This window comes from uncultured Paraglaciecola sp. (assembly GCF_943787955.1).
Lineage (GTDB): Bacteria > Pseudomonadota > Gammaproteobacteria > Enterobacterales > Alteromonadaceae > Paraglaciecola.
In genome coordinates, this window is record NZ_CALSOK010000010.1 from 418,660 (window position 1) to 444,120 (window position 25,461).

The following is a 25,461-nucleotide window of genomic DNA, read 5'->3' on the forward strand; positions in this document are numbered from 1 at the left end:
AGTATTAATAGTATCAGAATAAATTCTTATCATTACCATTGACGGCAAATGTATCTAGTAGCTGCAATATGGCCTTAATCAGCAAAACCCAGTTTTTACTTTTTGCCGTACCTTTTCCAGTACCTTTTCCAGTACTTTTAGCTGAATAAGATATGTTTGCCAGTCATGATGCGGTTTTGTGAGATGAACATTCAGTAATATTGGCATTATTAAAGTACAACATATTCTCAATATCACCTTTCATTTAGTCCATCTTGCCCGGTACCAATCTATTGTTGGCTTTATCGATAAACACAGTAAAACGTGTTTGATTATGCGCTCACAACCCACAGTTGCGTCGCTGCAAAGTGAGTAAGTTGGTATGCCAAACATTAAGCGGCTTGTTTTATGAAATATGTCCCTATATTTCACCCTGTGGGCCATTCCGCGTGCATCAGTCTCGGATGTTCACCAAGATTTGTTAGAAAAAATCACAACAGCTTTAGCTTGCCCTTATAAAGTGTACACGGCAGCCGCGCGGGATGATGGTGCGAAATGTGCCTTGTTTTTTATTCAGAGCTAAAGAATCTGTTACTACTCACCACACACGTGCTGATAGCATAGCGATTGCCATAAATTGAAGCAATCGCCAACGACCCTTTAATCAAGTGCAGAGCAAGTTAAAAAATTAGCGCTACCGTTTCGTTGAATGTATTTTGTGGCTACTGTTTGGTACCGTCATAAATAGAGTCACTCCCTCAGCAGAGCCTAAAACTATCATTACTTCTGCCCCTAGATATGGCACACTTTGCATCGAGTTGATAAGTTGAAAAGGGTTGCTTAACACAAGTGAGTAGGTTTACACACACAGGAATTAAACATAGATGGTAAAAACTAATTTATGGCAAGTCTTTAAAAGCGTCGCTGCAAGTGTGTTGGGCGTACAAAGTGATGCCAACTATAAGCACGATTTTGAGCAACCGTCTTTTGTACCTTTTGTAATAGTCGGTGTTTTGTTTGTGTTAGGGCTGATTGGTATATTGGTTTTGATTGTTAATTTGGTACTTTAAAGCCTCTACTGTTAAATCTGACTTAATGTTTCAAGGGCTCTTCTGTCTAAAATAATGATTTTTCCATAACGCAATACGATGACTTTGTCTGTTTGTAAACCTTGTAAAATTTTGTTCACTGTTTGCCTTGAACTATGAATAAGTCGCGCTAACGCATCTTGAGAAATCTTAATCTGCAAGCTTTTTGATTGTTGTTCTTCTAAGCCCTGATGCATCATACTTAACCTTTTACATAATTGCCCTTTCAATGATAGGCAGCCAGTTTCATCTATCAGACTGAACGTGGCGCGGACTCTTTGACACAGTAGGCGCATAATATATTGGGACCAATCTTGGTGTTCTTTGAATAATTGTTCAAAAGTGGATTTAGGTACTTTCAATATTGTGGTTGAGCCCTCAGCATGAGCGTCGTGGGTGCGAGGTTGACTATCGATTAATGAAATTTCGCCAAACCAGTTTCCTGGCTGGATCCACGTTAATACTAGCTCTTTACCTTCAACTGTGAAATTACTGATACGCACTCTTCCGGTAAGCACACAATAAAATCCGTCCGCAGAGTCATTTTTTTGATGCAATATTTGTTGGTCGTGAAGGACTTTCACCTTACTTTTTTCAAGCAACTTATCGGCTAAGGGGTCTGGCAAAGAAGCAAACCACGCATTTTGTGAAAGGAATTGTCGGACGTTATCTGATTGCATAAAGAGTATCAATTGTCACATTGGCGACAGTTTAAGTTATGCTCAATAGTTTATCTTAAGCTAATTAATATTCAACTGGAAATGGATCAAATGGCAGCTTCAGTAAAACAACATGTCAGTGAGCAAGAATGGCAAGCTCGAGTCGATTTAGCAGCGAGTTACCGTGCTGTGGCCATGTTTGGTTGGGATGATTTAGTGTTTACCCATATATCCGCTCGCGTACCCGGGCCTGAACATCATTTTTTAATTAATCCCTATGGTTTGATGTTTGAAGAAGTCACTGCTTCGAGTTTGGTCAAAGTGGACCTGCAAGGTAATAAAGTGATGGACTCAGATTATGAAATTAATCCAGCAGGATTTACTATTCATAGTGCGGTGCATGAAGCACGTGAGGATGCTCAATGTGTCATGCACTTGCATACTGCTGCGGGTATTGCGGTGTCTGCAACTAAACAAGGTTTGTTGCCTCTAAGTCAGCAATCCTTGTTTGCACTTTCTTCATTGTCTTACCATGACTATGAAGGTGTGGCGCTTAACCCTGATGAGAAAACCCGCTTAGTCGCTGATTTGGGTGACACCAATTTCATGATTTTGCGTAATCATGGGTTGTTAACTTGTGCAGACAGTATTGCCGATGCGTTTTTATATATGTATTTACTAGAATGCTCTTGCCAAATTCAGCTCAAAGCTCAGGCCAGTGGCCAAGAACTGATCCCTATACCATCAAATATTTTGGCCGGCATTCAGGCTCAGGCTAAACAAGTCACTCGTTCTGCTGGTGGCGCCTTGGCATGGCCAGGAATATTGCGTAAATTAGACCGCACTAATCCTGGATATGACCAATAAAATTTGAAGCAACTTACCTTCGAAAATTATCAAAAACAGACAAGTTTCACTGAGTTATGCGGCCATCGTATCGCTCATTGGCAATCTCTTAACTTTAACAAAGATGAAAACAAAGACGTCATATTGTTTATTCACGGCTTTCCTAGTGCTGCTTGGGATTGGCATTTTCAGTGGAAACATTTAGCCGGGCAATACCGTTTACTCAGTGTAGATCTGTTAGGTTTTGGTTTATCTGATAAACCTACAAAACATCAGTACAGTTTGCTGGAGCAAGCCGACATTGTGCAGGCGCTGCTGCGTAAAAAAGGTGTTAAGCAATATCATATTCTGGCTCACGACTACGGTGATTCAGTAGCGCAAGAACTATTAAGTCGACAGGACGATATTCATAGCGCGGCTCAGATATTGTCTATCTGTTTTTTAAATGGGGGCTTGTTTGCTTCTCATCACCGCCCTCTGTTTACCCAGAAGTTATTGAAGGGGCGGTTGGGTGGTTTAGCCAGTCACTTTATGAATAAGGCAAATTTAGCGAGGGGGTTTAATAAAATATTCGCTGCTAACAGTCAGCCAAATACCCATGAAATAGATACCTTGTGGCAGTTGATTGAACATAATAATGGTAAGAAGGTGTTACCCAAGTTATTAAGCTACATAGATGAACGCAACCAACATGGAAAACGTTGGGTACAAAGCATGGTCAGCACAGTGGTGCCTTTATATTTTATCAATGGTGTGCACGACCCCATCTCCGGGCAACACATGCTTGACCATTATATCGACATTATTCCTAATGCAAAAACGACTGCCTTAGACGTGGGGCACTACCCACAACTAGAGGCGCCACAAGACGTGTTAAATTTGTATCGAGATTTTTTGACTGAAGTAATAGAGTGAATGACTGTTGCTCAACCCTACTATCATACTGAAACTCACCACATAGACTGTTTCAAGGGTAAGAAATGGTTTTTACTTGCTTTCAGATAAACGTATGATTTCCTTTGATAATGTGTTAGCCGTCTCAATAAATTAGTGATAAAACACACCCTTGTTTTAAATATTCCATTTGCTGGCATAATACTGCTACTTCTAGCTATATATCCTAAGTAACCATCATGAAAATTTATTACGAAGACAGTATGCCTTACGCGGCAGAGTTTTTTTCTGAACTTGGCGAGTGTGAAGTATTTTCTCACAAAACATTAAACGCTGACATGCTAGCCGATGCAGATGTATTGTTGGTACGTTCGACCACTAAGGTAGATGAACAGTTACTGCTAAAAAATAAGCAACTGCAATTTGTAGCCACGGCCACGGCTGGTACCGATCATGTAGACCAACATTATTTGGCTAGTCAAAATATTCCTTTTATTTCAGCTGGCGGTTGTAATGCGGTGGCTGTAGCGGAGTATGTGTTAAGCGCAATCTTGGTTATGAGTAAAAGGCTTAACTGGCAATTGGTGGACAAAACAGTGGGTATTGTTGGCGCAGGTCATGTTGGTAGCGCTTTGGCAAGAGTATTAACTGTTTTGGGTATTAAGCATAAATTATGTGATCCGCTTCTAGATGATGCGGGTGACGCACGAGAATTCGTATCTATGAAAGATATCATGCAGTGCGACGTCATTTCTTTGCATGTACCTTGGGTTAAGGACGGGCCTTATCCTACACAAAATTTATTTAATAAAGTGAGACTGGCAGCTCTACAAGACAATCAGATTTTGATCAATGCCTGTCGAGGAGAGGTGATCAATAATCAAGCGGCTTTAGCACTTTTTGAGCAAGGTAAGTCGCTGAATTTAGTGCTTGATGTGTGGGAGAACGAACCCAGTATCAATCTTGATTTAATCCCACACACTGCTTTGGCTACTGCGCATATTGCGGGTCATACCATTGAAGGCAAGGCCAGAGGGACAGAAATGCTATATTTGGCTTTGTGCAAACATTTAGGTATTCAAGCTGACAAAAAATTATCTGATTATTTACCCAAAGCACAACCTAATCCCATACAGCTCAGTGAAAAACAAGATTTTTGGCAAGTATTGCACCAGTTAGTGTTAAATGTGTATAACATTGAGACAGATGACCAATATTTCAGAGCAAACATGCACAGTGCCGATCAGTTTAGATATATCCGAAAACACTATCCTATAAGAAGAGAGTTTTCTGCAATTGCGCTAAACACTGGAAATTTTGCAAATTCGAAGGCAATCTACGGTGTTGGATTTTTGCCCGCCATATAGGTGGTTCACATAATTCAATGCCACCCATAATTTAAATGTTTAGGAGTAAAAAACCATGTCTCGGGCCTTTGATGTCGCCGTGTTGGGCGCTACTGGATTAGTAGGACAACACATGATCGAAATTCTTGAAGAAAGAGGTTTCCCAATCAACAAACTTTATCCATTAGCCAGTGCTCGTTCTGCTGGTGGAAAGGTGACCTTTAAGGGAAATGAGATTAGCGTTTTAGATGCTGATGAATTTGATTGGAGTCAGGTACAACTAGGCTTCCTTTCTGCTGGTGGCAGTGTCTCAGAAAAATTCGCACCTATTGCCGCTGAAGCCGGTTGTGTAGTTATCGACAACACGTCTCACTTTCGCTATGAAGCAGATATTCCTTTGGTGGTACCTGAAGTGAATCCGCAAGCATTAGCTGATTTTCGTAATCGTAATATTATCGCTAATCCTAATTGCTCTACTATTCAGATGATGGTGGCTTTAAAGCCTATTCACGATGCTGTTGGCATTGAGCGTATTAATGTGTGCACCTATCAGTCAGTGTCTGGGGGAGGGAAGGCTGCAATTGACGAGTTAGCTCATCAAACTGCGGCGCTGCTAAGTGGCAAAGAAGTGAAAACTGAAGCCTTTAGTCGCCAAATTGCTTTCAACGTTATTCCACAAATCGATGTCTTTATGGATAATGATTACACCAAAGAAGAAATGAAAATGGTGTGGGAAACTAAAAAGATAATGGGTGATGATACTATTTTAGTGAATGCGACTGCTGTTCGTGTCCCCGTTTTTTATGGTCACGGTGAAGCCATTCACCTTGAAACTCGCTCGCCAATAGACGCTGAAGAAGTAAAAGTATTATTAGCCAATGCGCCAGGCATAGTGTTACACACTGATAGAGATGCATTTCCTACCCAAGTGAGCAGCGCCAGCGGTAATGATGATGTGCATGTAGGTCGAGTCAGAAACGATATCACACATCCTAACGGCATTAATCTATGGGTTGTGTCAGATAACGTGCGTAAAGGCGCGGCAACCAACAGTGTGCAGATTGCTGAAGTGCTTATCCGAGATTACATGTAAATATATATAAGGGCCTGTGTGACAGGCCCTCATCCATTCTTTTCTATTGCCGATAAGATACTTAATGAGTATCTTTCCTAATCAGCTCGCCATTTTAGATCAAACAGACCAACTGGTTTATAGTTGTTATATATTTATGCTGCGTTTTCAAACTTGGAATACGACTTGCTTACAAACATAAATTAATTGGAATAAATGTGTTTAATGCCAATAAAGCGACACTATGTGAAATTGCATAACTAGTTAATTTATATAGATAATCACTTTTATTTATTTTCAAAAGAACATACGAAGATATTGTGCAAAGTTGAGTGTAGCGTTGTGTCGTGACGTCATTCATAACGAGGAGCTATATTTTGGGGCCAGAAGGAATCATATGAATTTGCGAAAAATAGCAATACAGCTTTTAATTGTACTGAATTTCATTTCCGTTATTCCTGCTGCCAATTCTCAACAGGGTAATGTAAGAGGTCCTAAAAATTCTTCTCCTAGGTATTCTGAGCCACAACTTCAAATCCAACCAGGTACAAAGTCTGACACTTATGGACCCATAGTTTCTTCGGACACTTTATGGCAAATTTCTCAAAATTATCGTTCTAATAGCTCTTTGTCTGTCTATCAGGTTATGCAAGCCATATACGAGATTAATCCTGACGCTTTTGAACAACAAAATATTAATTTGTTGAAAGATGGTTCGATATTGAAAATGCCATCTGAGGCTTATATTTTTAATGTTAATAACAGGCAAGCGCAACAAAAAGCCCAGCTAGACATATTGAGCTTTAAGTCAAATATATCAAATAAACTAATAGAACAAACATCAAATGCCGCAGCTTTGGAGCAAACCAAGGAATTGATGGAGCAAAAACTAGAAGCGATTGACGAGGCTCAAAATCGCCAGTTCACTGCTATTCGGAAGCAATTTTCCGAATCCATAAACAGTGTGCAAAGCATATTGGATAATAATAAAAAGTTATCTGAAAGACTCAGTAAAGTGAATGCCGACATTGATGAAATGCGCAGTGAGGAACAAAAAAAGTCTCTGCAAATGAATCAAATGGGTCAAAGCATTGAAGAGTTGTTAGAAAAGTCTCGTCAAGATGATGCCGTTAAAGCTGCACAAATGGCAGAAAAAAACAACTCTTGGTTAGGTAATACGATAACAATTATATTGTTGTTCACCTTACCCGTTTTATTCGCACTCATTGCTTTTGCTTATTGGATGATTAAGCGAAAAGTTCCTACGGTTGTTAAGCCAGAAGATGATTCTTCGGACGACCTTTCTTTGGATCCTTTCGCCACTGAAATGGGTAACTTGTCAGGCGCATTAAGTGCCGAGGTGTCGCCACAGAACAATGATAAATTGGATGGTGGTGACTTATTTGGCGATGACGACCTATTTGATGATGTGTTATCTGAAGAACTTGAAGAATTGGTAGAGGATGCTTTAGGGGATAACATAGAAGATTCACTGATCGATAACTCTGAAAGTGTCGATGAGCTAGAAGATGATGACCTAGATAGTTTATTTGATGAAGATGACGATTTATTAGCTGATGTTAAAGACAACGATGACAACTCTGAGCTTAAAAAAATATTGCTCGAGGAAGATGAACAACAAGTTAACGCTGACGCTGATGATATGAAACAAGATGAGGGTGAGCCACCACTGGTACCTGATGATGAAACGTTTGCTAAATCTGCGGTGGATGAAGAAGAGCCAGCAGAGATCAGTATTGATGATTTACTTAATGAGTCAGAAGATGAAATCATCGAAAATCCTTTATTAGATGATTCAGACGATATCAATGAGGAAGCTTTACAGAAGCCAGATAAAGAAATTACTGCTCAAAGTAAAGAGTTGGACAGCGTTACAGACACTCTACTTGATGAGCTGGTACAAATGCGTTCTATGTTATCTGACGATGACGATGAGGCTCAACAATTACTCGGAGGTGCAGAGTCGCAGCTTGATATTCAGGCGCTTGATGACTTAGTAGCAGAGATAGAAGAAGTATTGGTCGATAAACTTGATACAGAAGCGGATATATCTGAAGTCTTAAATGAGGCTCAACAAATTGAAGCTGAAGAATTAGCTGAGTCAGAGCCGTTAGTCGAAGCTGAAGAATTAGCCGAACTAGAAAAAGCCTTAGAAGATTTTGAGAAAGAAGAGTCAGACGTTCTTACATCTAACGAACCTGCTACTAGTAGTTCACTTAATGATCTCGCGTTCTCAGCGGATGATTTTGTCACTAAAGATGAATCAAATCAGTCATTTTCCTCGCCCCCCCCGACTCAAGATGACAGTGAATCTATTGACGATTTTGACGATAGTGAACTCGATAATGCATTCGACGACACTATCGATGGGTTATCGTTTGAGTCATCACAAAATAGCACTGATGAATTAGACGATTTACCGGGGTTGGGGGATTGGTTAGTCGAGGATGAAGTCAAATCCAACCAAAAGCAAACTGATGCCACTGAGGATGATGGGATCATAGAAGAGCTTGAAGGCTCAAGCTTTGATGAAATGCTCGAATCTATTGATTTGGACAATGACTTATCATTAGATGAAGATGATACAGGGTTCGATATCGCCGCTTTATTGGATGAAACGCCAAAAAGTGAAGACCTCGATGTGAGTAAACAAGACACTGAAGACTTTTTGGATGTTGAGGCGTTACTTAGTGAAAGCTTTGATGCTGACGATGAAATGGATAAGGTATTAGATTTAGATATCCCCTTAGAGCCCTTTGTCAATGAACAAGATAATCTCGAAATGATAGATGTGGACGCCGATGACGGCTTAGGCGCTAAGTTAGACTTGGCTCATGCTTACATTGAGATCGGTGAAGACGATTCAGCAAGAGAATTATTCGATGAAATCTTGCAAAAAGGCACTGCAGATCAAATTGCTGAAGTAAAAACAATTTTAAATAAATTGGATTAGAGTCTGTATTTTGTTTTCTATTTTCTCTTATTGATGGCTATAAATATAGAGCTTTAACATGGTAACAGGATGATACCCGCAGTGACTTCTGTCTTTAGGGCTAATGTTGAACCTTTGAGATGCGAAGTCGAGTTGGATTACAAATACGGTAGTTCGCGCAAAAGGTGAACCATAGTTTTTCAAACAGCTCGAGCGTTCAGAAGTTGGTGCGATGATTCATTTCTGAATCGTCTAATACCACTTACATGCTGTCAGCTGATATCCAAGCGCCAAAGCATGTTGTGCGTTTTATGAGAAATAATGTTTTTTTCACCCTTTACATCTATCCCTTATTGGCCCTTGAGCATGGATTGAAAGCTTGAGTCGAGCTAATCTGCTTATCTAGTTATTTGCTCAACCTCAACCTCAACCTCAACCTCAACCTCAACCTCAACCTCAACCTCAACCTCAACCTCAACTTCAATATTATGCTTAACTTGTTTGTGACTCCAATATCATATCCGCTGCTTTATAAGCGATAACCATCGTCGGAATATTGGTATTTCCGCCTGTAATTAGGGGCATAATAGAGGCATCAGCAATACGAATTTTTTGCAGACCTTTTACCCTTAGCATCTCATCAACCACTGACATTGCACCTTGTCCCATTTTACAGGTGCCGACTGGATGATAAACGGTATCGACGTTGGCTCTTATGTGCTCAATAATTTCCTCGTCTTCCACTAAGTCTTTGCTTGGGGAAGTATTAGATTGGCGGTACTCATCGAATACTTTCTCATTCATGATTTTTTGAGTGATTTTAAACGCTGTGATCATTTGTTCTACGTCGTTTGGGTCTTGCATAAAATTATATTGGATCTTGGGTGTGCTCTTGGGGTTTTTATCTCGTAAACGAACCCAGCCTCGGCTTTTGGCTCTGAGCAAGCAAGTATGTAAAGTATAACTATGTCCAAGGGCGTTTTTTCTTCCTGAATCTTCTGCGTGTGCCGCATTAAAGTGAAATTGAAAATCTGGTCGCGATAAGTTTACCTTCGATTTAATAAAGCCACCTGCTTCAACAAAGGTTGATGTCAATAAGCCTTTTTTTCGAAATATATAGTCAAAGGGCGCGAGTAGATTTCTAAACAAAAAGCTAAAAGATGCGCCGTAGGCAATTGTTTTACTACTTTTATCAATCTTCCCTACATGCCAATGTTCTTGAAGGTTCTCTCCTACGCCGGGTAAATCCAATACCAGTGGAATATTATGTTCAGTAAGTTGTGCTGCCGCACCTACGCCAGACAGTAATAATATTTGTGGAGTGTTTATGGCACCTGCGGCTAACACGACTTCGTTACGACATTTTATCGAATGCCTTTCACCGTTTTGTTTCACCTGAACTCCTACGGCTTCTGCTCCTTCAAACAATATCTTTTCTACTAAGGTATTCGTTACGATATCTAAATTTGGTCTATTTCGAACAGGGTCTAAAAAAGCTGTCGCACTGCTACAACGTTTTCCCTTGTGTACATTTACATCAAATAAGCCAATACCTTCCTGCTCTGCACCATTGAAATCGGTGGTTCTTTGATATCCTTGTTGCTCTGCTGCCTTTAAAAAAACTTCGCACATAGGGTTAGCATAATTACTGGTGGATACCTTTAGTGGACCATCAACACCATGAAAGGTGTCGGCGCCTCCTTCATAACCTTCTATGGTTTTAAATATTGGCAACAAGTCTTTAAAGCTCCAACCAGTATTCCCTAAACTTTCCCATTCATCGTAGTCTTCTTTGTGGCCCCGAATGGCGACCATGCCATTTATGGAACTAGAGCCTCCTAAAGTTTTACCGCGAGGCACAAAAATCTTACGATTATTTAGCCCAGGTTCTGGCTCACTTTCAAAGCGCCAATTGTATTGTTTGTTAAACGCCACTAAAGCGAGAAAACCTGCTGGAATATGTATGAGAAAGCTTTTATCTTGTGGTCCAGCTTCTAACAAACACACCTTATTTTGGGGGTTCTCTGACAAACGATTCGCTAAAATACAACCAGCTGAACCACCGCCAACAATGATATAATCGTATACCGCTTTCATTTGATAATGTGCCCTTTTGATTCTGTTAAAAAATATTATGAAAGATGTACCCACATCTTAGTGATGCAATGAACTGAAGGCTCCGTTGCACCCTATCATATTAAAATATCACGCTCCCAGCCTTCTTAGGCAAGGCTAGATGTTAGTTTGCCGCCGCGTAGCATGTGTCAGTAATGGTACATTTTTTTGTCATGATGTTTTCGCTGTGACTTTCACCATCATCTTGGTATAACCTTTGATAAAGTTTGATTGAACGAACTGTGGACTGTCGACCACCTCAATATGCTCAAAACGTTTTAATAACTCTTCCCAAAGTATACGCAATTGCATTTCCGCTAAGCGATTACCCATGCAGCGGTGAACACCAAAGCCAAATGAGAGATGCTTTCTGGCATTTTTACGATCAACCATAAATTGGTTAGGCAGATCGATGGCTCGTTCATCACGATTACCGGATACGTACCACATAACAACTTTGTCGCCTTGCTTAATTGTTTGGCCGTTTAGCTGGACATCTTGTTTGGCCACTCTGCGCATATATGCTAGCGGTGTTTGCCAACGAATAATCTCAGATACCATGTTAGGTATTAAACCTGGATCGTTTTTGAGTTTTACAAACTCCTCCGGAAACTGATTCAAAACATGAACGCCACCGGTCATAGAGTTTCGAGTGGTGTCGTTCCCGCCAACTAATAACAATACAATATTACCCAAAAACTCCATAGGTCTGTTGATCAAGTCTTTGGTATGTTCATTGGCGAGTAGCAAGCTAATGAGGTCGAATCCAAGCACTTCACCTGCTGCTTTTTTAGCTTCCTTGTCATGCCACAGTTGTGAAAACTCTTTTGCAACCTGTGCAGCCACACGAAAGGATTCGTCTATTGAGCCGGTTCCGCCAGTAGACTCCGGACTGCTTGCCGCTACATCTGACCAGTAGGCCAGTTTGTGTCGCTCTTCGTAGGGAAAGTCGAATAGCGTGGCAAGCATTCTTGATGTTAATTCAATCGATACCTCTTGCACCCAGTCAAAGGGCTCGCCAATGGGTAAATTGTTTAATACATCTTCAGCTCTAGCGCGAATGAGACTTTCCATTTCCTTTAAATTTTTCGGGGCGACAACGCCTTGCACAGCTTGGCGTTGTCGCTCGTGCTTTGGAGGATCCATAGCGATGAACGTTTCGATAGCGAGTCCTTCTGGTTGGCCGCCAATCGATATGATGGGCTCTGCAGAGAATAGATCATGATGTTTGTCTACAAACATGATGTCCTCGTATCGTGTGATAGACCAAAATGGCCCGAAAGGGCTGTTCTTTTGATAGTGAACTGGGCACTCATCGCGCAGGCGCTTAAAGTAAGACTGCCAACGATTTTGTCTAAATAGAAAAGGGTTACTAACATCTATATCCTCTAACGCGAGCGATGTCACATCAGGTATTAGGGTCTCAATAAATACTGGGGCAGACTTGCTTTTTATCACGCATTGTTTGACTTTCTGTAATATATGGGCGCTTTTGATTTGTAGGTGTATAGGGATTAACGCAGCACTCTTTTCGATAACCGGAGATAAAATATTCATGTCATATTCTCCATATAAAGGCCCTTTTCTGATTTTTGAGTATTTAAGGTAGCTATTAAAATAAATTATGGGTGCTTACATTTGAAACTCTGGTAGGCGCACAAGCATTCCGTCCATCGCTTCAGTGGTTGATATCTGACAAGACAGACGTGATGTGTCAGCTTTTTCCGGTGTCATATCCAATATTAGCGTTTCTTCTTCAGTAATATTGCCGGCGTTGCTAAACCAGTTATCGTCAATGATGACATGGCAAGTTCCGCAAGCGCATTGACCGCCACAATCGGCATCTATGCCCGGCACAGCGTTCTCTATGGCTAATTTCATTAGAGATTTACCTACTTCAATATCAACGGGGTGTTGATTGCCATTGTGTTCTATAAACGTGATATGGCCCATGGGGTTCTCCGTTAAACGCGGGTGACTTTTGATTGCAAGAAAGTGATGCCACTTTGACATATCTCTAGCGTGTAAATTAACTATGTAAGGTTATGGTTTTGCTTCAGTCGTTGGTAGGTCATTTTTTGACAATTTGGGGTCATTAGAAGACACTGACGTTACCGTTTATTGTTATACGTTGTTTTTGAAATTCAATTAGGAGGGGTAATATAGTGACTAATCATGCTGAAGAGACTCAAAGATTTGTTTCCAATATTCCTTGTATACCCTCTAATTATTCACGCCTGATAGCACGAGTTTTAGAATTGCAAGGCAGGGATTTACCCTCATTATTGGAGTTGACTCAGCTTTCTGTCACGCAGTTTATGCAACAAGACACACTACTGACTTCCCAGCAGCAAGTTCAGATACTTGACAATGCTTTGCGTTTATCTGATAACGACGCTTTTGGTTTACAGTTAGGTAATCAGCTTACTCCGGCTACACATGGTGCTATGGGTTTTTTGGCTAACAGCAGCTCTAATTTGTTAACGGCGTTAAAAGCATTTCAAACTTACATACCTACGCGTATGAATTTTTCGCGACTGGAGCTGATAACGAACCAAGAGTGGTTAGAGTGTCATTATTATATTGATTTAGACGTCAGCACAGATATTTGCCGTTGCTTATCTGAGGCTTCTGCTACGACATTATTCGAGTTTGCTGAGCATATAGTAGGGCGGCCGTTAGTTGAGGCAAAAACAAGCTTCACTCATTCTGAACCCAGTTATAGCCAGTATTATGCTGACTATTTACCTGGACAATTCGAATTTTCGGCACAACACACGTTGGTTAAAATACCGATTCATCTGTGTCAAATACCTAATGTAAACGCTAATCATGAGGATTATTTGTTGGCATTGTGTCAATGTGAAGTGATGTTAGCAGAGTTGCATTCGAACAAGGACACATGTAAATACCACATTCAAAAAATGATGCTTTCTCAACCCCCAGGGGTTTTATGTGAAGATGAGGCAGCGGCTCAACTGTTTATAAGCAAGCGAACTTTGGCCCGAAGATTGCGGGCCGAAGGTACAGGTTTTCGTCAAATTCGAGATGAAATTATATCGCAACAAGCAACTGGTTATTTACGTGACAGTCACATGTCAGTAGAGGCTATTGCTGCTTTGCTCAATTACCATGATAGTGCAAATTTTCGGCGGGCATTTAAACGCTGGTTTCAGGTCTCACCTGATCAATACAGGCAGCGATTTAATAAAGCATGACTCATTGAAGAAATTTTTATCCAGTTATTCGAGAAAACCCTTGGGCACAGCTAAATTTGGGGGGAGTGCACAAATTGAATACAGCCCCTTTTAGGTTCAGTTTTTTTAATCACTCATTGTTTTGCCTATGAGCTATTCATAGCGATAGTTACCTCTGAATAAATGGCAATTTTTTATCTGGCGCAATAGGTGGCCAGATAAAAAATACATCGGTTGTGGTTTACTCAAAAAAAGCTATAGACCAGAGTAACAGCAGTCTGAGTGTCTAGGTTATCGATGTCATCCGCTACATCAGAATTATGATCTAGGATAAGCGACACTTTGAGCGATACCCCGCCGCTGATTTGGGCAGACACTGATGTTTCTGACTTAGACTTAGTATTGTCGCTGCCCACCTCAGTACTGAGTAATTGTTTAAAGTTAGCGGTATCAGATATTTTCCATTGGTAGTCCAACGCTGCTCTGACGATTAGACTACTCTGATCTTCACCATCGGGGGTTTCAGAAAAAGAATAACCAGGACCAATACTATAATTAAACTGGCTTTTGTCATCTTCCCATAGCTTTTGTGACCAACCTGCTGCCAATGTTGCTTGGTAATTGAAGCTGCTAAACTTGTCATCTTCGTAAGATGCAAAACCAAAGATACGATGATCAGGGTTTTCTAATTTGTAATTGCCTTGACCGGATACAAAGTATTTTTGCGCTGTTGTTTGTTCCACACCGCTTATCTCATCCTTCTTATAAAGGGCTTCTATTGTGAAGTCATTGCTCCACTGGGTCAGTTCCTGATGAACAGATAATTTGCCCTTAATAGAGGTGGTTTCAGTGTTACCTGTTGTTGCAATATAACCAAATTCGCCATCCATCGTAAAGGGCTTTACTTCGTCTGCAGCAAATACATTTCCTGCGGCACATAACCCAATAAAAATTAAAGATTTGTTCATTTCTATATCCTTTTGTGTGTAACCAAAACCCAGTAGGCGTCTATTTTCATAGCGTCGCAGAAGCTTAGCCTAGTTTTAAAAAAATTGATAAACCAACGTGACGGTTGCTTCAGTGTCTAATTCTTTAATATCAGAGCCAACGCTAGTATTAACATTCATGACAAAATTTAGCTTCATCGCTAGTGCCCCTGTCAATTTTGTTGATAGTGACGTTTCTGATTTAGTTTTAGTAAATTTTTGGCCCACTTCAGAGCTAATAAATTGCCGAAATGTAGCATGGTCAGTAAACGTTCTTTTGTACTCTATCGCAGCCCTGACAATAATATTTTTGGTGATGTTTTCTGTGTTGTCTTCTTCTAATTCAGAAATGGCATAACCTGGACCCACACTATATTTGAACTCGCTTTGCTCATCATGCCAGAGCCTTGAAGTCCATCCTGCTGTTAATGCCGCTTGGAAACGAAAACCATTAAATCGATTGTTTTCATATTCGCCATAGATAAAAAGTCGGTTATCAGGCTCTGTTAGTTTATGATCCAATTGGCCAGATAAAAATAGTTTTTGTGCTGATGTTGCATTACTTTTTTCACCATTCGCTTCTTCTTGGTTTTGTGTGTATAGAGCATGACTAATGATTTGATAACTCCAAGCAGTTAACTCTTGGCTGGTATTTACCTTTGCGGCGATAGTCGACGTATCAGTATTTCCACTGGCTATCAAAAAACCAAACTCACCAATGATGGATAACTCATCATCGAAAGCGACCCTATCTGCTAGATAAACAGAGCCCATAATGTCTTGCTTAGCAAAACTATCGTTTACCGTGAGTAAGGTGAAAAGGAATATTATCGACTTCATGGTGTGAAATATTGATCATTTATAGAATTAACCAGAGATTATATATAAATTTATTTCGCTTGTGGAAACATAAAATGCAAAATTGGCAGTAAATACATGTATCTCAGAGTTTATCTATATGAGTGAAGAGAAGGGCTCATGGCCGCTAAAACACCATCAGCTTCCATGTATGCAAACTTAATAGCATCACTTAAATCTTCTTGATCAAGATTTAAGTGTTTCAAAACTAGAGTAGAGATCAGTTGGCTGGCTGAATAAAAATTGTCATTTGTCATGGCTACACCAGCACGAACCGCTGTGTAAATAATGGCTACCTCTTTGTGTTCCAGTGCTTTATTTTCATTATGTAGTTCCATCACAGGAATATATAATTGACTAGGTAAGTGCCAAAATTCCATAAGTTTTGCGCTACATTCTGCGTAATCAAAACCTAAGACCTGCCGTTGCAGTTTCCAAGGCGACGTTTTTTCGTCATATTTGCTGCATTTAATGGCTAAATTTGGAGCTTGTACCGCCACTAACAACTCGCCTAAATTGTGTAATAAACCGAGCAGGAAAAAACGTTCGCTACCTCTGATTTTGACCATCTTAGTCAAATGTTTTGCTACTAAAGCCGCATAAATGCTTTGTAACCAAAACTTTTTTAAATCAATTACGTCATTGCTAAAGTGTTCAAATGCAGAGCTGGCTGTTTCTGCTACAAACAGGTTATATAAAGCTTCGCCCCCGATAATGTTGACGGCCTTTGTTAAAGAATCAATCTGCGATTCAAAACGAAATAATGGACTATTTGCTAACTTAAGCAACTTACTAGATAAAGAGGGATCCAAAGCGATGAACTGACTTATATCTTCAAAATCAGATCGGCCATCATCTAACATTGCACGAATACGCTGACAAATATCTGGTAAGGTAAATGACTGACTGGCGACTCTCGCGATATCTACAGGATGAATTAACGACATAGTTAGTTATTTTAAATAAAAGACCTGCCTAGTATAAACATACGTGATTTGAAAAGTGAGTTTCTTTTATTTAGATTTGTATACATGGGTATGGATAAAGATGTTGATTTTTATTTGTAAGAATATAGAGTATTTTAACAGTTGCTTTACAATGTAAATGGCATATTTATGGAAGAGCTTTCTGGTCTAGACGCTTCTTTTTTATATCTTGAAACACCCAAAATACCTATGCATATAGGTGGTGTGGCTGTTATGGAAGGCTCTCTTACATTTGATGACTTTCGACAATATGTAAGCGAACGTGTGCATACTGTCGACAAACTTACCCAAAAATTGGTGACAGTGCCTCTTAATCTTGACAGGCCCTATTGGGTTGAAGATCCTGATTTTGATATTAATATGCATATGCATCGTACTGCCTTGCCTCGTCCAGGTGGTTGGAGAGAGCTTCGTTATTTGGCATCCAGATTATTTTCCCAACAACTGAACCGTGATCGCCCTTTATGGGAATTTATATTCGTCGAAGGTTTGGACTCTATCCCTCAAGTGCCTAAAGGGTCTGTGGCGTTGATCAGCAAAGTGCATCATTGTGGATTTGATGGAAAGTCTGGTGCCGACTTGATGTCTATGTTATTTGACGTATCACCGATACCAAGGACACCAAAGCCAGCGGCAGCCAAAGAGAAGAAAGACCCCCCTGGACCTGTTGGATTGATGGCAAAAAGCGCCTATCACTTTATAACGCGGCCCACTAAGCTACCAAGTTTGCTGTGGGATACTGGTAAAGCTACCCTAAAAGCAGGTTACATGACTCGAGCGCAAGGCATAAAAATGCCTACTATGCCGTTTAATGCACCTAAAACAAGGTTCAACGACACCGTTGAAATGGAGCGTGTGTGGAATTCGATTATCCTAGATATTCACCGAGTTAAGACACTCAGAAAGGCAGTAGACGGGGCAACCTTAAATGATGTGATATTGGCTATATGTGCTGGAGCGCTTAGGCGTTACTTGTTAGAAAAAGAGGAATTACCCGTTAAACCACTCGTGGCCATGGTGCCAGTATCTACTCGAACCCCAGAAGAAAAAAATGCAATGGGTAATCAAGTATCTGCTATGTATGTGCAGTTGGCTACTGATGTTGAAGATCCCATTAAGCGACTGGAGAAAATTCAAATTAATACTATGGTCGGTAAGCTTTACCAAGATGCTATCGATGCAAAAAGTTTAATGGGATACGCTGAGTTAATTCCGTTTGGGTTAGCAGGTGTGGCAGCGAGGTTTTACTCCCGTGCGGCCATAGCCAAACACCATAATCCTTTATTCAATGTGGTTATTGCCAATGTACCTGGGCCACAAATCCCCATTTATCTTGCCGGTCATAAGCTTGTTGTTAATATGGGTACCGCCCCAATTTTTGATGGTATGGGTTTGATCATACCTATTTGCAGTTATAACGGCACCCTATCTATTAGCCCTACAAGCTCAGCCAATTTAATGCCTGATTTAGATATGTTTGCACGTTACATTCGCGAAAGTGCTAATGAGTTAGAACTGGCAGTAATGGAAAAACTAGCTGGCCAAGCCACCATTGATGGGCTTATGAAAAGTTAAAAGTTACACTAGATGATAGGATTTGTTATGAAACATGTATTACCTAAAATTCCAAGACCCTCTTTATTTCATTTGTTCAGCGAAGGCAGAACATTAATTGAGCTTAGTGCGTTTGGTGCTGCACTGCCCTTATTAAAGAGGGCACCCTCTGGTGACGGTCACCCAGTGATGGTACTCCCCTGGCTTCTTAGCCAGTGATTTTTCCACTAAACCCATACGTGCGTTTTTAAAAGGTAAAGGTTATGCAACCTATGGCTGGGAGCTTGGGCGCAATTTAGGTACTCATATAGTCGGTGGTGAACAAGTATTAAGTGATAAACTGATAAATCGAGTGATTGAATTATCGGTCATCCACAACGCAAAGGTGAGTTTAATAGGCTGGAGCTTAGGGGGTATTTTAGCCCGAGAGCTTGCTCGAATTATTCCTGATTGTATACGTCAAGTTATTACATTGGGAAGTCCATTCAATGGATCTCATGGATCATCTCCCGCAGTTGAAGGATTGTTTGAATTGATAAATGGTAATGTTTCTCAATCTAATCCTGATGTTGTGAAACAAATGTTTACGCCACCCCCGGTGCCTAATTCTGCATTTTACTCTAAAAGTGATGGTGTTGTTCATTGGCAAGCTTGTATCAATCACCGAATTGAAGCGAATCATCAAGCAGAGAACATTCAGGTAAGGGGCAGTCATTCTGGTTTAGGGCATAATCCACAGGTTGTATGGATTGTCGCGAATAGATTGTCACAATCAGAAGCGAGTTGGCAGCCCTATAAAAAAGATGAACTTGAAAAGAAACAGTTTTCAGGCAAGCTAAAGTACGTTTAATTTACGAGGAGTTTTGACACCTTTGAATCCTATCATTCACCACCCCGAACAGTTGGTTACCGCTAACAATATTCATATTAATTACGATAGTTTTGGAGACAAAAGTCATCCCGCGATAGTATTGATCATGGGGTTAGCCACTCAAATGATTTATTGGGACGAACAATTTTGTAAATTACTTGCGTCACAGGGCTTCTGGGTCATCAGATTTGATAACCGTGATAACGGCAAAAGTACTTGGTTGGACTCAAACCCTCCTCCCACCAGTCTTGCTTTACTGACAAATGCTGTGTTTAAGCGCCCGATAGGAGCGACGTACTTATTGTCTGATATGATGAACGACACAGTAGGCTTATTAGATGCATTACACCTCGAAAGTGCACACATAGTAGGCGCATCTATGGGAGGAATGATTGCTCAAGAAATCGCCATCCATCATCCACACAGAGTCAAAACTCTTACCTCTATTATGTCTACCACCGGCAACAGAAAGTTACCTAAACCGTCTACGGCGTTTAGTTTTAAAATGCTCAAACCACCCCCCAAAGATGTCAATAAAGCGGTGACTTTTGGGATGCACGTCTGGCGGTTGATACAGGGGGAACACTATCCATTTGATCAACCAAAGGTGCTTGGTTTAATAACGCGGGCTTTACAACGAGGTTTTAATCCTGCGGGCAACACCCGTCAACTAGCTGCCATTTTGGACTCGCCGGATAGAACGCAAGCACTGAATACTTTAAAGGTGCCCAGCTTAATTATACATGGCGAGGACGACCCCTTAGTTCTCGTTGCTTGTGGATATGCGACAGCTAAAGCGATACCCAATGCCAAAATAAAAACCTACCCAGGAATGGGGCATACCATACCAAGCCAATTATATGATGATATAAGTAAACAGATACTGGATCTCATAAGGCCTTTGGGATCTACTTAAAGCGCGCAAACAATCCGTTGACGCTGCGCACCATCCACCTAGGATAATGTGTGGCCCATTGCACTAACAATTTGTTGGCTATCTTATCTAGAAATACTACTTCACCTTTCATACTTGCCTTATAGGCTTGTGCAGTAAGTTCCATCGGATCAGCTTTTAAAAACTTTGGAATAAATTTTTCGATGCCATCAGCATGACTGAGCATTTTGGTTTCTGTCATGCCTGGGCATACACACGTAACCGTTACCCCAGTGCCACGGAGCTCTTCAGCGATACCTTCTGAAAAGGATAAGACAAAAGCTTTACTGGCACCGTATGCTGCAAAATTAGGTGTGGGCATAAAACTAGCAATAGAGCCTATATTAACAATTTTTCCTTGCCCTCGTGCGAGCATGGGATTGACAAATTGTTGCGTCATATTGACCAAACTCTGGACATTTAATTGCAACAAATTATTTAGCTGCTGTGAGTCGCTAAGGTTTAACTTTTCGACTTGCATCATACCTGCATTATTCACTAATATATCGATTTCTATTTCTTTTAATGTGATCGCATCGAATAATTTTTGTGCTGCATCAACTGGGATCAAATCGGCGGCAAATACATGCACATCAACTGAGTATTTTGCTTTTAGTTCGGCGGCAAAATCCATTAACTTAGTTGCATTACGAGCCACTAACACTAAGTCATGTCCATTCTTTGCGTATATCTCTGCAAAGCAACGGCCTATACCTTCCGATGCGCCTGTGATGAGTGCTGTTGTAAGTCTGGACATTGTGAACCTCGTTGTTAATTTACGTGATGTGGGAGCAAATCATCACATTATTTATTGTATGGGGTGTTCTGAGTAAATGTGTCGTTTGTAAAACCCAGTTGCAGTGATGAATCGGTTATGCTTTTTTTATTTACCTTGGCTGCTTTGGCTCTTTTTTTACGTGCTGCACAGGCTTTAATTATTTTACTTTGAACATCTTGTTCTAACTTTACCCAATGGACTCTTTCTTCTCTTGAACGAAAACAACCTATACAGAAACCTTTGGGCCCAGACTGACAAATACCAATGCATGGGCTGATAATTTCAAAAATTTCAATCTGCTTCAATGATTGCCTCAAAAGCTACATATAACGTTGTGTCTTAATAATAACATGTTGCGCGAAATCTGAGCAGTCACTTTGCATGCACACAGTAATAAGGCCGCAAATTAGCAGCCATCAATATCATGCAAGCAGAACTCATCCTGTCCTCGGATTAAAGATAGCTGGTCATCATCTCAGGATCTTTAGCATCAGGCGAGGTATAAAAGTTAAATGTGTCGCCTACCCATTATACGTATAATTCACCCAGTACTGTAGAAAGCCGCAGCATATTCTCAACGTTGCTGATGGTCGCTAAAAGCGATTGAAGTGGAGCAATGCCTATTTTATTGGCTAATCCGGTATGCATGTAGCTGTTATACATATCGCCTAATGCTTTGCGTATTCGCAACTTTTTAAGCTTCAGTGTTCGCTGACTTTTGGATAAACGTTGTCAAGTTTTCTTGGCTGTCATCATATAAAACGTTGCACGACCCATAACGAGACTTATCTGCTGGGACCGCGGTTTGTGTTAACCATACCCCGTTAACAGGGCTAAAAAAATCACCTTGAGCCCGCAGGTTTTTATCAACAGCTCTAAAATCAACACCTGAGTTTAGAGGTGCTTTACTGACTAATACCGTGCAGTAGCCTTTGTAGACTGGCTTGTTTGATTTTTACAAAGGAATATGAGTTTACCGATTGAACAAGCTAACTGCAAAAGCGGATAAAGGTTCAATGTGGGAGTGTGGGAGTGTGGGAGTGTGGGAGTGTGTGCAGTGGTTTTAGAACAGATAATAAAAAAGGGCCAACGGCCCTTTTTTAAATCATCACAGCCTTTTACTTTTTCTTTGCCTTAGGGTTAGGCAAATCAGTAATACTCCCTTCGTACATTTCAGCGGCTAGGCCGATTGATTCGTTAAGGGTGGGGTGAGCATGGATAGTTAATGCGATGTCTTCTGCATCGGCTCCCATTTCAATTGCTAGGCCAATTTCACCTAACATTTCACCCGCATTAATACCCACAATAGCGCCTCCAATAATACGATGTGATTCTTTGTCAAAAATCAATTTAGTCAAACCTTCAGTGCGTGCTGATGCGATAGCACGACCGGAAGCAGCCCAAGGGAAAGTCGCGGTTTCATATTTTATGCCTTGTTCTTTGGCTTCTTTTTCGGTGACGCCTACCCATGCCATTTCTGGATCGGTATAAGCAACTGAAGGGATACCTTTAGGATCGAAGTAGTGTTTCATGCCTGAAATAACCTCCGCCGCTACATGGCCTTCATGGGCTGCTTTGTGAGCAAGCATGGGTTGCCCTATTACGTCACCTAAAGCAAAAATGTTAGACACATTGGTACGAAGCTGTTTATCAACGTTGATAAAACCACGCTCGTCTACTTTTACACCGGCTTTTTCTGCGTCTACCATGCTGCCATTCGGACGACGGCCAACTGCCACTAATACTTTATCGTATCTCACGGGCTCTGCGGGCGCTTGTTTACCTTCAAAAGATACATACAAGCCATCTTTTTTAGCTTCAACACCTGTGACTTTTGTTTCTAACATAACGTTAAATTTGTTTTTAACGTATTTATGATAGGCTTTCACTACATCTTTATCAGCCGCGGGTACTAGCTGGTCAAGGAATTCAACCACGTCAATTTTTGAACCCAGCGCACGGTATACTGTGCCCATTTCTAAGCCAATGATACCGCCACCTAAGACTAGCATTTTTTCAGGGATGTCAGCGAGCTCAAGTGCGCCAGTTGAGTCAATTACGCGAGGATCATCTTGTGGAATAAACGGCAAGCTAACTGGCTCGGAGCCTGCTGCAATGATAGCATTGTCAAAGGTGATAGTCGTCTTTCCGTCTTTGCCTTCTACTTCAAGGGTATTGCTACTGGTAAATTTACCATACCCTTGGACGTGTTTTACTTTACGCATTTTAGCCATACCAGATAAACCTTTGGTTAACTGGTTAACAACGCTGTCTTTCCAACCACGCACTTTGTCTAAATCGATAATGGGCTCACCAAAAGAAACACCGTGACCGGCCATGTCTTTGGCATCGTCAATCACCTTGGCTACGTGAAGCAGTGCCTTTGAGGGTATACAGCCGACGTTTAAACATACACCGCCTAAGGTTACACGCGCGTCAACTATAACCGTTTCCACACCTAAATCAGCAGCACGAAAAGCGGCTGCGTAGCCTCCTGGGCCTGCACCTAATACAACTAACTGAGTTTTGATTTCGCTCATATGTTCCTCAAATTCTTTTTTGAACGACATGTTGACTCATACTGCAGTTAACATGTCGTGAATAAATTCTGCCTTTTGGCTTTAGAAACAGGGTAACTGAAAACTGCCACCCGTTCTTGACTAAAGTATTATTCTACGTAAATCAGTTAAGTTTGCTGCAACTTCGGTAGAGAAGCGCGCACCTACTGCACCGTCGATTACCCGGTGGTCGTAGGACAGACTTAATGGCACCATGAGGCGTGGTTTAAATTCTGTTCCATTCCACTTAGGTTTCATTTCTGATTTAGATACGCCCAATATAGCAACTTCAGGCACATTAACAATAGGCGTAAATGCTGTTCCACCAATGCCGCCTAAGCTCGAAATAGTAAATGTACCGCCTTGCATATCCGTTGCTTTTAACTTGCCTTCACGAGCCTTTCCAGAAATTTCGATCAACTCTTTAGAAAGCTGTTCGATGCCTTTTTTGTTGACATCTTTAATAACGGGAACGACTAAACCGCCCGGTGTTTCAACTGCAATACCGATATTAATAAACTTCTTAATAAGTAAACTTTCACCATCATCAGATAAAGAAGAGTTAAAGGCTGGATACTTCTCCAATGCTTTGGCCACTGCTTTCATCACAAAGACTAAAGGTGTAATTTTTAATCCAGACTTAATCTTAGCATGATAAGCATTTTGCTCTTTACGGAACGTTTCTACCTCTGTGATATCCGCTTCATCAAACTGAGTAATATGGGGGATAGTTGCCCAGTTACGGTGTAAGAAAGGACCAGATATTTTCTGTATACGGGTTAATGGTAAGACTTCAATCTCACCAAACTTAGCATGATCAACAGGTTTAACCGTCGCGATTTGCAAAACATTTCCTGCAACCACTGCGTTGCCACTGGCCGAACGAGGTTTGGCTAATTCTGCTTTAACATAGGCTTGAACGTCTTCTTTTAGCACACGTTTTTTAGGACCGGTACCCGAAACCAAGCTTAAGTTCACACCAAACTCTCTGGCTACTCTGCGAACTGAAGGTGACGCGTGTGCTTTGCCGCCACTAGTCGCAACAGGTGTTGCTGAGACAGGTGCTGGTTTGACTGGTGCAGTTGAAGCCGCTTTTTCTGGAGCCGCTTGAGTTACTGGCGCTTCTTTAGCGACCGGAGCAGTCTCTATTGCTCCAACACCGGCAGTCTCAAGTTTAATCACAAGTGTACCTTGCTTCACTTTATCGCCAGTGGAGATGTACACTTCTTTAACAGTTCCAGCATGGCTGGAGGGTACATCCATGGTGGCCTTGTCTGTTTCTAAGGTAATCAAACCGTCTTCTTGTTCAATCACATCACCAACAGACACCAGTACTTCGATAACGTCTACTTCACCGTCTTCACCGATGTCAGGCACCGCTACTTCAACTAGTGCACTCGCTGTGGTTACAGCAGATGTCGCAGGGGTAGCTTCTGGAGCAGGCACTGCAACAACCGGGACAACTGTCTCTGCTACGGGAGCGGCTGGCGCAACTTCAGGAGAATCGGCTGTAGCGCTTGCACCCGTTGCTTTGATTTCACCAATCACATCACCTTCTTTGATTTTGTCACCGACTTTTACCGACAAACTGGCGAGTTCACCTGCAAAAGGAGCAGGTATATCCATTGATGCTTTATCAGTTTCAACGGTAACAATACCTTCGTCGGCATCAAGTGTGTCGCCAACAGCGAAACAAATTTCAATGATTTCAACTTCTTCGCCACCTACATCAGGGACTAGAATTTTTTGAATATCAGACATATGTAAAATTCCTTATCTAGACACTA

Annotated in this window: 23 protein-coding genes; 11 read left to right on the top strand and 12 right to left on the bottom strand. The window is 41.1% G+C overall.

Going from position 1 to position 25,461, the window contains the following annotated elements:
- Positions 1–863: 863 nt before the first annotated feature.
- Positions 864–1,049, top strand: coding sequence for a DUF2970 domain-containing protein (locus tag Q0Y52_RS09615; RefSeq protein WP_297820982.1), 186 nt, complete (start codon positions 864–866; stop codon positions 1,047–1,049).
- Between the two features lie 11 nt (positions 1,050–1,060).
- Here Q0Y52_RS09615 and Q0Y52_RS09620 read toward each other — a convergent pair whose 3' ends face one another.
- On the bottom strand, positions 1,061–1,747 hold the full coding sequence (locus Q0Y52_RS09620) for a Crp/Fnr family transcriptional regulator (RefSeq protein ID WP_297820984.1): 687 nt from the start codon (positions 1,745–1,747) through the stop codon (positions 1,061–1,063).
- A 90-nt stretch (positions 1,748–1,837) separates the two neighbouring features.
- Here Q0Y52_RS09620 and Q0Y52_RS09625 point away from each other — a divergent pair, with 90 nt between their 5' ends.
- The 5 genes from Q0Y52_RS09625 (at position 1,838) to Q0Y52_RS09645 (ending at position 8,858) form a co-directional block, all read left to right on the top strand.
- A complete protein-coding gene (locus Q0Y52_RS09625; RefSeq protein ID WP_297820986.1) occupies positions 1,838–2,593 on the top strand; it encodes a class II aldolase/adducin family protein in 756 nt (251 codons plus the stop codon).
- Between the two features lie 3 nt (positions 2,594–2,596).
- Positions 2,597–3,487 (top strand): alpha/beta hydrolase, encoded by an 891-nt coding sequence (locus Q0Y52_RS09630; RefSeq protein WP_297820988.1) that lies wholly within the window; start codon positions 2,597–2,599, stop codon positions 3,485–3,487.
- A gap of 218 nt (positions 3,488–3,705) precedes the next feature.
- Positions 3,706–4,833 (top strand): 4-phosphoerythronate dehydrogenase, encoded by a 1,128-nt coding sequence (locus Q0Y52_RS09635; protein WP_297820990.1) that lies wholly within the window; start codon positions 3,706–3,708, stop codon positions 4,831–4,833.
- 55 nt (positions 4,834–4,888) lie between these two features.
- Positions 4,889–5,905, top strand: coding sequence for an aspartate-semialdehyde dehydrogenase (locus Q0Y52_RS09640; RefSeq protein ID WP_297820992.1), 1,017 nt, complete (start codon positions 4,889–4,891; stop codon positions 5,903–5,905).
- A 376-nt stretch (positions 5,906–6,281) separates the two neighbouring features.
- On the top strand, positions 6,282–8,858 hold the full coding sequence (locus Q0Y52_RS09645; RefSeq protein WP_297820994.1) for a FimV/HubP family polar landmark protein: 2,577 nt from the start codon (positions 6,282–6,284) through the stop codon (positions 8,856–8,858).
- Between the two features lie 471 nt (positions 8,859–9,329).
- Here Q0Y52_RS09645 and Q0Y52_RS09650 read toward each other — a convergent pair whose 3' ends face one another.
- The 3 genes from Q0Y52_RS09650 to Q0Y52_RS09660 all read right to left on the bottom strand — a co-directional run bounded on the left by Q0Y52_RS09650 (position 9,330) and on the right by Q0Y52_RS09660 (position 12,905).
- The gene (locus tag Q0Y52_RS09650; protein ID WP_297820996.1) at positions 9,330–10,934 is read right to left on the bottom strand and encodes a choline dehydrogenase; all 1,605 of its coding nucleotides are present in this window, start codon (positions 10,932–10,934) and stop codon (positions 9,330–9,332) included.
- Positions 10,935–11,123: 189 nt separating this feature from the next.
- Entirely contained in the window at positions 11,124–12,509 is a 1,386-nt protein-coding gene (locus Q0Y52_RS09655; RefSeq protein ID WP_297820998.1) for a cytochrome P450, read from the bottom strand.
- Positions 12,510–12,584: 75 nt separating this feature from the next.
- Positions 12,585–12,905 (bottom strand): 2Fe-2S iron-sulfur cluster-binding protein, encoded by a 321-nt coding sequence (locus Q0Y52_RS09660; RefSeq protein ID WP_297821000.1) that lies wholly within the window; start codon positions 12,903–12,905, stop codon positions 12,585–12,587.
- A gap of 212 nt (positions 12,906–13,117) precedes the next feature.
- Between Q0Y52_RS09660 and Q0Y52_RS09665 the strand changes: the two genes are divergently transcribed.
- Positions 13,118–14,170, top strand: a complete 1,053-nt coding sequence (locus Q0Y52_RS09665) for an AraC family transcriptional regulator (RefSeq protein WP_297821002.1) — start codon at positions 13,118–13,120, stop codon at positions 14,168–14,170.
- A gap of 224 nt (positions 14,171–14,394) precedes the next feature.
- On the opposite strand, the gene Q0Y52_RS09670 is transcribed toward Q0Y52_RS09665, so the two are convergent.
- The 3 genes from Q0Y52_RS09670 to Q0Y52_RS09680 form a co-directional block, all read right to left on the bottom strand.
- Positions 14,395–15,117: a YdiY family protein gene (locus Q0Y52_RS09670; protein ID WP_297821004.1), complete on the bottom strand. Its 723-nt coding sequence runs from the start codon at positions 15,115–15,117 to the stop codon at positions 14,395–14,397.
- Positions 15,118–15,192: 75 nt separating this feature from the next.
- On the bottom strand, positions 15,193–15,975 hold the full coding sequence (locus Q0Y52_RS09675) for a YdiY family protein (protein ID WP_297821006.1): 783 nt from the start codon (positions 15,973–15,975) through the stop codon (positions 15,193–15,195).
- Positions 15,976–16,085: 110 nt separating this feature from the next.
- Positions 16,086–16,940, bottom strand: coding sequence for an HDOD domain-containing protein (locus tag Q0Y52_RS09680; RefSeq protein WP_297821008.1), 855 nt, complete (start codon positions 16,938–16,940; stop codon positions 16,086–16,088).
- A gap of 168 nt (positions 16,941–17,108) precedes the next feature.
- Here Q0Y52_RS09680 and Q0Y52_RS09685 point away from each other — a divergent pair, with 168 nt between their 5' ends.
- The 4 genes from Q0Y52_RS09685 to Q0Y52_RS09700 all read left to right on the top strand — a co-directional run bounded on the left by Q0Y52_RS09685 (position 17,109) and on the right by Q0Y52_RS09700 (position 20,320).
- Positions 17,109–18,554, top strand: coding sequence for a wax ester/triacylglycerol synthase family O-acyltransferase (locus Q0Y52_RS09685; RefSeq protein WP_297821010.1), 1,446 nt, complete (start codon positions 17,109–17,111; stop codon positions 18,552–18,554).
- Between the two features lie 27 nt (positions 18,555–18,581).
- Positions 18,582–18,752, top strand: coding sequence for a hypothetical protein (locus tag Q0Y52_RS09690; protein WP_297821012.1), 171 nt, complete (start codon positions 18,582–18,584; stop codon positions 18,750–18,752).
- Between the two features lie 133 nt (positions 18,753–18,885).
- The gene (locus Q0Y52_RS09695; protein WP_297821014.1) at positions 18,886–19,383 is read left to right on the top strand and encodes a hypothetical protein; all 498 of its coding nucleotides are present in this window, start codon (positions 18,886–18,888) and stop codon (positions 19,381–19,383) included.
- A gap of 22 nt (positions 19,384–19,405) precedes the next feature.
- A complete protein-coding gene (locus tag Q0Y52_RS09700) occupies positions 19,406–20,320 on the top strand; it encodes an alpha/beta hydrolase (protein ID WP_297821015.1) in 915 nt (304 codons plus the stop codon).
- On the opposite strand, the gene Q0Y52_RS09705 is transcribed toward Q0Y52_RS09700, so the two are convergent.
- The 5 genes from Q0Y52_RS09705 to aceF all read right to left on the bottom strand — a co-directional run bounded on the left by Q0Y52_RS09705 (position 20,313) and on the right by aceF (position 25,435).
- The gene (locus Q0Y52_RS09705) at positions 20,313–21,095 is read right to left on the bottom strand and encodes an SDR family NAD(P)-dependent oxidoreductase (protein WP_297821017.1); all 783 of its coding nucleotides are present in this window, start codon (positions 21,093–21,095) and stop codon (positions 20,313–20,315) included. The genes Q0Y52_RS09700 and Q0Y52_RS09705 overlap by 8 nt on opposite strands.
- 47 nt (positions 21,096–21,142) lie before the next feature.
- Positions 21,143–21,421 (bottom strand): DUF1289 domain-containing protein, encoded by a 279-nt coding sequence (locus Q0Y52_RS09710; protein WP_297821019.1) that lies wholly within the window; start codon positions 21,419–21,421, stop codon positions 21,143–21,145.
- 223 nt (positions 21,422–21,644) lie between these two features.
- Positions 21,645–21,806, bottom strand: coding sequence for a hypothetical protein (locus tag Q0Y52_RS09715; RefSeq protein ID WP_297821021.1), 162 nt, complete (start codon positions 21,804–21,806; stop codon positions 21,645–21,647).
- A gap of 428 nt (positions 21,807–22,234) precedes the next feature.
- Complete coding sequence (gene lpdA / locus Q0Y52_RS09720; protein WP_297821505.1) at positions 22,235–23,656, bottom strand: dihydrolipoyl dehydrogenase; 1,422 nt, start codon at positions 23,654–23,656, stop codon at positions 22,235–22,237.
- 120 nt (positions 23,657–23,776) lie between these two features.
- Positions 23,777–25,435, bottom strand: coding sequence for a dihydrolipoyllysine-residue acetyltransferase (aceF, locus tag Q0Y52_RS09725; RefSeq protein ID WP_297821023.1), 1,659 nt, complete (start codon positions 25,433–25,435; stop codon positions 23,777–23,779).
- Between the last annotated feature and the right edge of the window lie 26 nt (positions 25,436–25,461).